Here is a 10,090-nt window from a genome sequence, read left to right as displayed (position 1 = left end):
TCACTGTCGTTCTCAAAATCGGTGGAGCTGCATGACAAAGTCATCGGGCATTATCTGAACATAAAACACTATCAGTAAGTTGGAGTCATTACCAAACAATGCTTATTTAAAAATATTACAACGGTAGATTGATACAGAAATAAAAAAAGCCAGTGATATCACTGGCTTTTTACAAACGGCGCAAGCGGATTTATTTCACAACGCGTAGCGCTGGACGACCACCGCGCGGAGGCGGATCGTCATCAGGGTCATTGTCATCTTGATGATCGGGTTTGTCGCCATCGATAATTGACATCACCGTGTCGCTTTCACGCCCATCAGACGCGTTGTCATCATTCAGGCTGGCAACGTCTTCATCATATGCCGCTTCCGGCTCGAACATGGTACCCGCACCGTTTTCACGCGCGTAGATAGCCAGCACAGCAGCCAGCGGTACGGAAACCTGGCGCGGTACGCCGCCGAAACGCGCGTTGAAGCGCACTTCATCGTTTGCCAGCTCCAGGTTACCCACCGCGCGCGGGGCGATGTTCAGTACAATCTGTCCGTCACGTGCGTATTCCATTGGAACCAGCACGCCCGGCAACGTCACATCCACAACCAGGTGCGGCGTGAGCTGGTTATCCAGCAGCCATTCATAGAAGGCGCGCAGCAGATACGGACGGCGTGGGGTAAGTTGTGACATTTCCACAGTCATTAGCCTCGGCCGAGACGCATTTCACGTTCCGGTTCAGTTAAAGATGCCAGGAAAGAGTCGCGTTCGAATACGCGAGTCATGTAGCCTTTCAGCTCTTTCGCGCCAGGACCGCTGAATTCTACGCCCAGGGTTGGCAGACGCCACAGCAGCGGTGCCAGGTAGCAGTCTACCAGACTGAACTCATCACTCAGGAAGAACGGCTTCTGACCAAACACCGGGGCGATTGCCAGCAGCTCTTCACGCAGTTGCTTACGCGCAGCGTCGGCTTCGGCAGCGGATCCGCTGGTAATCACGTTCATCAGCGAATACCAGTCTTTTTCGATACGCTGCATGTACAGGCGGCTTTCACCACGCGCAACAGGGTAAACAGGCATCAGCGGCGGATGCGGGAAACGCTCATCCAGGTATTCCATAATGATACGGGATTCCCACAGGGTCAGCTCGCGATCCACCAGCGTCGGTACGCTTTGGCTCGGGTTGAGATCGATCAGATCCTGAGGCGGGTTATCCTTTTCCACATGCTCGATCTCAAAACTGACACCCTTCTCGGCCAGCACGATACGAACCTGATGGCTATAAATGTCAGTAGGACCAGAAAACAGCGTCATTACCGAACGTTTGTTGGCAGCGACAGCCATGAAAACCTCCAGGTATATTCAGAATTTTTACTGCTACCAGCCCAACAGGGGCCAGCCAGATGTTGTATCGCCCATCCCAGAGAAGACACATTGTTCAAGAATCGAACAAAAATCGAGTATTCACCGATATTTGGGCAGAAAATTGGATGATAGTTTACCAGATTTTGATGGCTTTGTGGTGAGGGGATTCTGGAAATGTGGAAAAAGAGAAGATATATGCATGGATATTGTGGATAACCTGCGCATTATCCATAAAAAAACCCGCCGAAGCGGGTTTTTCGCCAATCGTTCTGCGTAAGCAGAATGGATTAACGTTTGGAGAACTGTGGACGACGACGTGCTTTACGCAGACCCACTTTCTTACGTTCAACCTGACGCGCGTCACGAGTAACGAAGCCAGCTTTACGCAGTTCAGAACGCAGGGATTCGTCGTACTCCATCAGAGCGCGGGTGATACCGTGACGGATCGCACCTGCCTGACCGGAGATACCACCACCTTTAACGGTGATGTACAGATCCAGTTTTTCTACCATATCAACCAGTTCCAGCGGCTGGCGAACTACCATGCGGGCAGTTTCGCGACCGAAGTACTGTTCCAGAGAACGCTGGTTGATTACGATTTTACCACTGCCCGGTTTGATGAAAACGCGAGCTGCGGAACTTTTGCGGCGACCAGTGCCGTAGTATTGATTTTCAGCCATTGCCTATAATCCCGATTAGATGTCAAGAACTTGCGGTTGCTGTGCCGCGTGGTTGTGCTCGTTGCCTGCGTAAACTTTCAGTTTACGGAACATAGCACGACCCAGCGGGCCTTTTGGCAGCATGCCTTTAACCGCGATTTCAATCACACGCTCAGGACGGCGGGCAATCATCTCTTCAAAGGTCGCTTCTTTGATACCACCGATGTGGCCGGTGTGGTGGTAGTACATTTTGTCAGTACGCTTGTTGCCGGTAACAGCAACTTTGTCAGCGTTCAGAACGATGATGTAATCACCGGTATCAACGTGCGGAGTGTATTCCGCTTTGTGCTTACCGCGCAGGCGACGAGCCAGTTCAGTAGCCAGACGGCCCAGAGTTTTACCGGTCGCGTCAACAACATACCAGTCGCGCTGTACGGTTTCTGGTTTAGCTGTAAAAGTTTTCATTAAAAGCTTACCCAAATAATAAGTTACACGTTGGTGAACACCCAAACGTTTAGTCAGTTGAGGTTCACACGACAAAGTCCGGCAAACCTACCCCTTCGAATAGCACATGCCGACACATAGAAAGTTTCGGGAAAAAAACCTTCTCGTAACGTGGGGTCGCAAGATTATAGAGAAGTTGAGGTCAAAGATCGACCCTTAAATGTGATTCAAATTGGGTTTTTCGAGGCGGTGGAAAATGCCGGGTGGCGGCTGCGCCTTACCCGGCCTACAAGTCCCCCTTCACAGGGAGAGGGTAGCGTTTATGGCATATGCTCCAGCTTCAGGTATTCCTCGCTCTGCATCTCCTGCAGGCGAGACAGGCAGCGCTGGAACTCAAACTTTAGCCGCTCCCCCTGGTAGATCTCATATAAAGGAACCTCGGCGCTAATCACCAGCTTAACGTGGCGCTCGTAAAACTCGTCCACCATCGCGATGAAGCGCCGCGCCTCGCTCTCCATCAGTCGCGTCATCACCGGCACATCCAGCACCATCACGGTGTGGAACAGACGTGAAAGCGCAATGTAGTCGTGCTGGCTGCGGGCATCAACGCACAGCGTCGTAAAGGAGACCGCCAGCGTTTGGTTTTCAACGCCGAGCGTTGGCAGCGGGCGATGGTTAATCTCGAGTTCCGGGGCGTGCTCGCGTTTTGCCCCCGCCAGCGCCAGCCAGAGTTTATCCATCTCGCGGGTGGTCTCTGCATTTAGCGGCGAGAGCCACAGGTGCGCCTGGGTTAAGGTGCGCAGGCGATAATCGACACCGGCATCAACGTTCATAATGTCACAATGCTGCTTAATGGCGTCGATGGCAGGCAGGAAGCGTGCCCGCTGCAGGCCGTTGCGGTAAAGCTCATCCGGCGGAATATTCGACGTGGCCACCAGCGTGATCCCGCGGGCAAAAAGCGCTTTCATCAGGCCGCCTAACAGCATGGCATCGGTGATGTCAGACACAAAAAATTCATCGAAGCAGAGCACGTCCGTTTCCGCCTTGAACCTGTCGGCCACAATCTCCAGCGGATCGCTTTTACCCTGCAGCGCAGTCAGCTCTTCATGCACACGCAGCATAAAGCGGTGGAAGTGCAGACGCTGTTTACGCGCCCCCGGCAGGCTCTGGTAGAACATGTCCATCAGCCAGGTTTTTCCGCGACCGACCCCGCCCCACATATAAAGACCGCGCACCGGCGCGTGGGCCTGTGGCGTTTTTTTTCCGAGCAACCGTCCAAATGCCGCCTTTAGCCCGCCATTCTGTTCGGTTTCAGCGGGTTTGGCCGTGAGTTCCTGATAAATCATCTCCAGACGACTTACCGCCTCACGCTGTACGTCATCCGGCTGATGAGTGCCCTCGTTTAGGGCCAGTTGATATCGCGATGCAGGGGACAGGTTTTGCATAATCTTATTGTTATTCCTTCAATTAACGCTCACCAGCAGACGTGACTGATGAAAAAAAGGCCGTTCTACACTACGCGATGATACGTCAGGATTCCACTTCTACGGAAATAGCGGTTATAGTGGCATTATCAGGCACAGGCAGGAGCCGAGCCAACACCCTACGGAACAACAAGACAACGGGAGAAGTTCATGACCTGGGAATATGCGCTAATCGGTTTAGTCGTCGGCATCGTCATCGGTGCTGTGGCCATGCGTTTCGGTAATCGCAAATTGCGTCAGCAGCAGTCACTGCAGTACGAACTGGAAAAGAACAAAGCCGAGCTGGAAGAGTATCGTGAAGAGCTGGTCAGCCATTTTGCCCGTAGCGCCGAGCTGCTGGACAACATGGCGACCGACTATCGTCAGCTGTATCAGCATATGGCAAAAAGCTCCAGCAGCCTGCTGCCGGAAATGACGGCGGAAACCAATCCGTTCCGCAACCGTCTGGCAGACTCTGAAGCCGGTAACGACCAGGCGCCTGTTCAGATGCCTCGCGACTATTCAGACGGCGCGTCCGGCCTGCTGCGCGGCGGTGTAAAACGCGATTAATCGCACAACCTGAATTTATTTTACGGGCGCAGCGATTGCGCCCGTCCTTTCTTCCTGACCCCAGCTATCATTTAGTTAAACACCTCATTGTTCAGCGGTTTAAAATTCAATAACATCAACGTGTTTTTGGGGCCGTTTTTCCTTTATTCCAGGTTACGAGAGTCAACATCGATGAAGAAAAAAAACCAGCTGTTGAGCGCTATCGCGTTAAGTGTCGGGTTATCTCTCTCGGCGTCCGTCCCTGTATTTGCCGCCCTTCCCTCCCAGGTGCCTGGCCAGGCGGCCATTCCAAGCCTCGCACCCATGCTGGAAAAAGTGTTGCCTGCGGTGGTCAGCGTTCAGGTTGAGGGCACGGCGGTACAAAGCCAACGCGTCCCTGAAGAACTGAAAAAATATTTTGGCGATGAGTCTCCCGACCAGCAGGCCCAGCCTTTTGAAGGCCTGGGTTCCGGCGTCATTATTGATGCGGCAAAAGGCTACATTCTGACTAACAATCATGTCATCAGCCAGGCCGATAAAATCAGCGTCCAGCTAAACGATGGCCGCGAATTTGATGCCAAACTGATTGGCGGTGATGACCAGAGCGACATTGCGCTGTTGCAGGTACAAAACCCGAGTAACCTGACCCAGATTGCCATCGCGGACTCCGACAAACTGCGCGTCGGTGATTTTGCCGTCGCCGTGGGCAACCCCTTTGGCTTAGGGCAAACCGCCACATCCGGGATCGTCTCCGCGCTGGGACGCAGCGGCCTCAATCTGGAAGGGCTGGAAAACTTTATCCAGACCGATGCCTCAATCAACCGTGGGAACTCCGGCGGGGCATTGCTTAACCTTAACGGTGAGCTGATTGGGATCAACACAGCCATTCTGGCCCCGGGTGGCGGAAGCATCGGGATCGGTTTTGCGATTCCCAGCAATATGGCCAAAACCCTGGCGCAGCAGCTCATTCAGTTCGGCGAAATCAAACGCGGGCTGCTGGGTATTAAAGGTATGGAGATGAGCGCCGATATCGCCAAAGCATTCAACATCAACGTACAGCGCGGGGCGTTTGTCAGTGAAGTGCTGCCTAACTCCGGCTCGGCAAAAGCAGGTATCAAATCGGGCGATGTGATCGTCAGCCTCAACGACAAGCCGCTGAGCAGCTTTGCCGAGCTGCGCTCGCGGATAGCGACCACCGAACCCGGCGCCAAAGTGAAGCTGGGTCTGATCCGTGACGGTAAGCCGCTGGACGTTGAAGTGACGCTGGATAAGAGCACCTCCTCCTCTGCCAGTGCGGAGCTGATCGCCCCGGCGCTGCAGGGTGCGACGCTGAGCGATGGACAGCTGAAAGACGGTACGAAAGGCATTCGCATCGACACCGTTGAGAAGAGCAGCCCTGCCGCACAGGCCGGATTGCATCAGGAAGATGTGATCATTGGGGTAAACCGCAATCGCGTGCAGTCCATTGCCGAACTGCGCAAGGTGATGGAGAGTAAACCGGCGGTTATTGCCCTGCAGGTCATGCGCGGCAATGAGTCTATCTATATTCTGTTGCGCTAAGCATTTGCGACCCGGACATCACCGCTGCGTGTGATGTCCGGATAACTCATGTTATGCTGCAAATCGTTCCTTTTTTAACGACACGCGCATCATGCTTTTAAAGCTCTTACGTTCTATTGTCATCGGTTTGATTGTCGCTGGCCTGCTGCTGCTGGCGCTGCCGTCTTTACGTCAGTTCAATAAACTGTCGGCCCCTCAGTTCGATAGCACGGATGAAACGCCGGCTACCTATAACCAGGCCGTTCGCCGTGCCGCACCTGCCGTAGTTAACGTCTATAACCGTGGCCTGAATACCTCAGCCCATAACCAGCTGGAGATCCGCACTCTCGGCTCCGGGGTAATCATGGACGAGCGCGGCTACATTATTACCAACAAGCACGTGATAAACGATGCCGACCAGATCATCGTCGCCCTGCAGGATGGCCGCGTGTTTGAGGCATTACTCGTTGGCTCTGACAGCCTGACTGACCTCGCCGTCCTGAAGATTAACGCCACGGGCGGTTTGCCGGTCATCCCGATCAACCGTAAACGTACCCCGCATATTGGCGACGTCGTCCTGGCGATTGGTAACCCTTACAACCTGGGCCAGACCATCACCCAGGGGATTATCAGCGCGACCGGGCGTATTGGCCTCAACCCATCCGGACGGCAGAACTTCCTGCAAACCGATGCCTCCATCAACCACGGTAACTCCGGCGGTGCGCTGGTCAACTCGCTGGGCGAACTGATGGGCATCAACACCCTCTCGTTCGATAAGAGTAACGACGGCGAGACGCCGGAAGGGATCGGCTTTGCCATTCCGTTCCAGCTGGCGACCAAAATTATGGATAAGCTGATCCGCGACGGACGCGTGATCCGCGGCTATATCGGTATCGGTGGCCGTGAAATTGCGCCGATGCATACCCAGGGTGGCGGGATCGATCAGATCCAGGGCATCGTGGTGAACGAGGTGGCGCCAGGGGGTCCGGCGGCCAACGCGGGGATTCAGGTCAATGACGTCATTGTGTCGGTCAACGGCACGCCGGCGGTTTCTGCGCTGGAGACGATGGATCAGGTGGCAGAAATTCGCCCGGGCTCTATCATCCCTGTTGAAGTCATGCGCAACGATAAGAAACTGACGCTGCAGGTCACCATTCAGGAATACCCGGCAACGAACTGACAGGCATAAAAAAACGGAGCGATAAGCTCCGTTTTTTTGCCGGGAGACGGTTCGTATTACTTGTTAACGAACTCTTCACCAAGGGTGATATCTTTCTTCAGCGTATCCAGCATGCCTTCCATCGCGTGTTGTTCAAACGCGCTCAGCGTACCAATGGATTTACGCTCTTCGATACCATTTTTGCCCAGCAGCAGCGGCTGAGAGAAGAAGCGAGCGTGTTCGCTATCGCCTTCAACGTAAGCGCATTCAACAACGCCTTTCTCGCCCTGCAGAGCGCGAACCAGCGACAGACCGAAACGTGCAGCCGCCTGGCCCATAGACAGGGTTGCAGAACCGCCACCCGCCTTCGCTTCCACCACTTCGGTGCCCGCGTTCTGGATGCGTTTAGTCAGGTCAGCCACTTCCTGCTCGGTGAAGCTCACGCCTGGGATCTGCGACAGCAGAGGCAGGATGGTAACGCCAGAGTGACCGCCGATGACCGGCACTTCCACTTCTGTTGGCTGTTTGCCCTTCAGCTCAGCAACAAAGGTGTTGGAGCGAATAATATCCAGCGTGGTTACGCCGAACAGTTTGTTTTTGTCGTAAACACCTGCTTTCTTCAGCACTTCTGCCGCGATAGCAACGGTGGTGTTCACCGGGTTAGTGATGATACCGATGCACGCTTTCGGGCACACTTCAGCAATCTGCTGCACCAGGTTTTTCACGATGCCCGCGTTGACGTTGAACAGGTCTGAACGATCCATGCCTGGCTTACGCGCCACGCCTGCAGAAATCAGCACCACGTCGGCACCCTGCAGAGCAGGACGCGCATCTTCACCGGAGAAGCCTTTGATTTTTACAGCGGTAGGGATGTGGCTCAGGTCAACCGCCACGCCTGGGGTTACCGGAGCAATATCGTACAGGGAGAGTTCTGAGCCTGAAGGCAGTTGGGTTTTCAGTAGTAGGGCAAGCGCCTGGCCGATACCACCAGCAGCGCCGAGGACTGCGACTTTCATCCTAAACTCCTTATTATGGTTAACTTAAGTATCTGTAAATCCGTTGCGGCGACCATAATTCAGCAAGTGTTTAATTACAATTTTCGTAGCTAAAGAATTTGAGGTCGCGCGACTTTATCTCTCTTCAGAAGGCTATCTGACGACAGACGGCAACGAATTAAGAGGTGGTTACAATACACCCTGCCCCGCCACCAAAACAACATCATTTTGATAACATTTAATTTACTTTTAAGCTTATTTGCGCGGCGTGACCCAGGCATGTTTTCTGATAACGAATTCTGATAAAATCACCCCCTTTCATAACATTATTTCAGCCTGGCGCTGAGTAGATAATTTGCATAAAAATTCATCCACATGCATAATAATGTTGTTTCTATCGTCATATTCCGGGTGACTTATGCGAAGCTCGTCTAAGCAAGAAGAATTAGTAAAGGCGTTTAAAGCGCTACTTAAAGAAGAGAAATTCAGTTCTCAGGGAGAAATTGTTCAGGCGCTGCAGGAACAGGGCTTCGACAACATCAATCAGTCGAAGGTCTCCCGCATGTTAACGAAATTTGGCGCGGTACGTACCCGTAACGCCAAGATGGAGATGGTCTATTGCCTGCCGGCTGAACTTGGCGTGCCGACCACCTCCAGCCCGCTCAAGAATCTGGTTCTGGATATCGACTACAACGATGCCGTTGTGGTGATCCACACAAGCCCAGGTGCCGCACAGCTGATTGCCCGCATGCTGGACTCATTGGGTAAAACGGAAGGTATCCTCGGGACTATCGCCGGTGATGACACCATCTTTACCACGCCAGCCAGCGGTTTCTCCGTTAAAGATCTCCACGAAGCGATTCTGGTTCTGTTCGAACAGGAACTCTAATCCCCTTTCCCCGTGGCGCCGCTGCGGGGATCGTTCTGCCTCCACACCGTTTCCCCCTCTTTTTCACTGCCTCTGCCTTTGACAAATAGTGCTTTTTACCACCCATTAACATTCACCTGGTGAATGCTAAATCAAAAAATCGCACAAAAAATCAAAAGCTGATATCCATATGATTTCATTAGATATAACCAACTAAAATGTGCAAAAAACACCCAATATTATGCAATTTGGTTATAAAAAAAAGACTGGTTAACACGTAATAACAATAGAAACCATTAGTCTGGTATTAATTTTTTCCGTTATTAGTGTATACTTGATTTTGTGATGAGGGTCACGAAACAAGACCCCACTAAAAAATTCGACGAGGTAAGAATCATGAAAATCAAATCAACTGTAGCGGCGCTGAGCGTCCTGTCTGTCCTGTCATTCGGTGCCTTCGCGGCTGACGCTATCAATGCTGACCAGGCGCAATCCCGCCAGGCCATCGGTACGGTTTCTGTCGGCGCGGTCGGCACATCGCCAATGGACATGCATGAGATGCTGAACAAAAAAGCGGAAGAAAAGGGTGCGTCATCCTATCGCATCATCGAAGCGCGCTCTGGTGCACACTGGCACGCCACCGCTGAGCTGTACAAATAAGTTTTAGTAATAACTGAACACGTAAATCTCCACTCAACGGCACCAGGCATAAAAATAGCGGTTCAACCCTTCTCGCCGTTGAGCAAAAACCCTATTCAGGAGTAAAGACTATGAAAACCAAATTGATCATCGCAACCCTCGGTCTGGCATCTGTTCTCTCTTTCGGCGCAAGCGCAGCCGTACAGCAGGTGAATGCCGACCAGGCACAAAATCTGCAGCCTATGGGCAGCATCTCCGTGACGTCTGTTACCGGCTCTCCGATGGATATCCGTCACGAACTGGCTGCCAAAGCTGAAAAAGCAGGTGCCAGCAGCTATCGCGTCACCGAACTGAATCAGGGTGACCACTGGCATGCAACTGCAGAACTGTATAAATAAACCCTCGTCGTATCTCATCATACG

At 52.8% G+C, this 10,090-nt stretch carries 13 protein-coding genes; 7 read left to right on the top strand and 6 right to left on the bottom strand.

Annotation, left to right across the window (positions count from 1 at the left end; all coding sequences use genetic code 11):
* Positions 1 to 78 (top strand): IS1 family transposase (locus tag ACOTXF_RS19175; protein ID WP_001401901.1); only part of this gene is annotated, 78 nt, incomplete at its 5' end.
* 112 nt (positions 79 to 190) lie between these two features.
* On the opposite strand, the gene sspB is transcribed toward ACOTXF_RS19175, so the two are convergent.
* The 5 genes from sspB to zapE form a co-directional block, all read right to left on the bottom strand.
* Entirely contained in the window at positions 191 to 688 is a 498-nt protein-coding gene (gene sspB, locus ACOTXF_RS19170) for a ClpXP protease specificity-enhancing factor (RefSeq protein ID WP_048962188.1), read from the bottom strand.
* A 5-nt stretch (positions 689 to 693) separates the two neighbouring features.
* On the bottom strand, positions 694 to 1,332 hold the full coding sequence (gene sspA / locus ACOTXF_RS19165) for a stringent starvation protein SspA (RefSeq protein WP_025756674.1): 639 nt from the start codon (positions 1,330 to 1,332) through the stop codon (positions 694 to 696).
* 308 nt (positions 1,333 to 1,640) lie between these two features.
* Positions 1,641 to 2,033: a 30S ribosomal protein S9 gene (gene rpsI / locus ACOTXF_RS19160; protein ID WP_003860436.1), complete on the bottom strand. Its 393-nt coding sequence runs from the start codon at positions 2,031 to 2,033 to the stop codon at positions 1,641 to 1,643.
* A 15-nt stretch (positions 2,034 to 2,048) separates the two neighbouring features.
* Positions 2,049 to 2,477 (bottom strand): 50S ribosomal protein L13, encoded by a 429-nt coding sequence (gene rplM, locus ACOTXF_RS19155; RefSeq protein ID WP_003860434.1) that lies wholly within the window; start codon positions 2,475 to 2,477, stop codon positions 2,049 to 2,051.
* Positions 2,478 to 2,776: 299 nt separating this feature from the next.
* Positions 2,777 to 3,901, bottom strand: a complete 1,125-nt coding sequence (gene zapE, locus ACOTXF_RS19150; RefSeq protein ID WP_008502831.1) for a cell division protein ZapE — start codon at positions 3,899 to 3,901, stop codon at positions 2,777 to 2,779.
* A 189-nt stretch (positions 3,902 to 4,090) separates the two neighbouring features.
* On the opposite strand from zapE, the gene zapG reads away from it, so the two are divergent.
* The 3 genes from zapG (at position 4,091) to degS (ending at position 7,187) form a co-directional block, all read left to right on the top strand.
* Positions 4,091 to 4,489: a Z-ring associated protein ZapG gene (zapG, locus tag ACOTXF_RS19145; protein ID WP_008502832.1), complete on the top strand. Its 399-nt coding sequence runs from the start codon at positions 4,091 to 4,093 to the stop codon at positions 4,487 to 4,489.
* A 171-nt stretch (positions 4,490 to 4,660) separates the two neighbouring features.
* Complete coding sequence (degQ, locus tag ACOTXF_RS19140; RefSeq protein ID WP_021242281.1) at positions 4,661 to 6,028, top strand: serine endoprotease DegQ; 1,368 nt, start codon at positions 4,661 to 4,663, stop codon at positions 6,026 to 6,028.
* A gap of 91 nt (positions 6,029 to 6,119) precedes the next feature.
* Entirely contained in the window at positions 6,120 to 7,187 is a 1,068-nt protein-coding gene (gene degS, locus ACOTXF_RS19135) for an outer membrane-stress sensor serine endopeptidase DegS (protein ID WP_008502834.1), read from the top strand.
* Between the two features lie 56 nt (positions 7,188 to 7,243).
* Here the strand turns inward: degS and mdh are convergent, their stop codons facing one another.
* On the bottom strand, positions 7,244 to 8,182 hold the full coding sequence (mdh, locus tag ACOTXF_RS19130) for a malate dehydrogenase (protein WP_045415331.1): 939 nt from the start codon (positions 8,180 to 8,182) through the stop codon (positions 7,244 to 7,246).
* Between the two features lie 397 nt (positions 8,183 to 8,579).
* Between mdh and argR the strand changes: the two genes are divergently transcribed.
* From argR to yhcN (ACOTXF_RS19115), 3 genes are all read left to right on the top strand, one after another.
* Positions 8,580 to 9,050, top strand: coding sequence for a transcriptional regulator ArgR (gene argR / locus ACOTXF_RS19125; RefSeq protein WP_008502836.1), 471 nt, complete (start codon positions 8,580 to 8,582; stop codon positions 9,048 to 9,050).
* 375 nt (positions 9,051 to 9,425) lie between these two features.
* Positions 9,426 to 9,689, top strand: a complete 264-nt coding sequence (gene yhcN / locus ACOTXF_RS19120) for a peroxide/acid stress response protein YhcN (protein ID WP_008502837.1) — start codon at positions 9,426 to 9,428, stop codon at positions 9,687 to 9,689.
* Between the two features lie 110 nt (positions 9,690 to 9,799).
* A complete protein-coding gene (gene yhcN / locus ACOTXF_RS19115) occupies positions 9,800 to 10,066 on the top strand; it encodes a peroxide/acid stress response protein YhcN (protein ID WP_008502838.1) in 267 nt (88 codons plus the stop codon).
* Positions 10,067 to 10,090: the final 24 nt, after the last annotated feature.

The sequence above is a fragment of the Enterobacter cloacae complex sp. IR53041 genome (assembly GCF_049238285.1).
In the GTDB taxonomy this organism is placed as follows: Bacteria; Pseudomonadota; Gammaproteobacteria; order Enterobacterales; family Enterobacteriaceae; genus Enterobacter; species Enterobacter roggenkampii.
This window is presented reverse-complemented; position numbering and strand designations above follow the sequence as displayed.

Coding starts and splice junctions, on each gene's coding strand:
- degQ (WP_021242281.1), top strand. CDS start 4,661: ATGAAGAAAAAAAACCAGCTGTTGAGCGCTATCGCGTTAAGTGTCGGG.
- mdh (WP_045415331.1), bottom strand. CDS start 8,182: ATGAAAGTCGCAGTCCTCGGCGCTGCTGGTGGTATCGGCCAGGCGCTT.
- zapG (WP_008502832.1), top strand. CDS start 4,091: ATGACCTGGGAATATGCGCTAATCGGTTTAGTCGTCGGCATCGTCATC.
- rplM (WP_003860434.1), bottom strand. CDS start 2,477: ATGAAAACTTTTACAGCTAAACCAGAAACCGTACAGCGCGACTGGTAT.
- sspA (WP_025756674.1), bottom strand. CDS start 1,332: ATGGCTGTCGCTGCCAACAAACGTTCGGTAATGACGCTGTTTTCTGGT.
- rpsI (WP_003860436.1), bottom strand. CDS start 2,033: ATGGCTGAAAATCAATACTACGGCACTGGTCGCCGCAAAAGTTCCGCA.
- degS (WP_008502834.1), top strand. CDS start 6,120: ATGCTTTTAAAGCTCTTACGTTCTATTGTCATCGGTTTGATTGTCGCT.
- yhcN (WP_008502838.1), top strand. CDS start 9,800: ATGAAAACCAAATTGATCATCGCAACCCTCGGTCTGGCATCTGTTCTC.
- argR (WP_008502836.1), top strand. CDS start 8,580: ATGCGAAGCTCGTCTAAGCAAGAAGAATTAGTAAAGGCGTTTAAAGCG.
- zapE (WP_008502831.1), bottom strand. CDS start 3,901: ATGCAAAACCTGTCCCCTGCATCGCGATATCAACTGGCCCTAAACGAG.
- yhcN (WP_008502837.1), top strand. CDS start 9,426: ATGAAAATCAAATCAACTGTAGCGGCGCTGAGCGTCCTGTCTGTCCTG.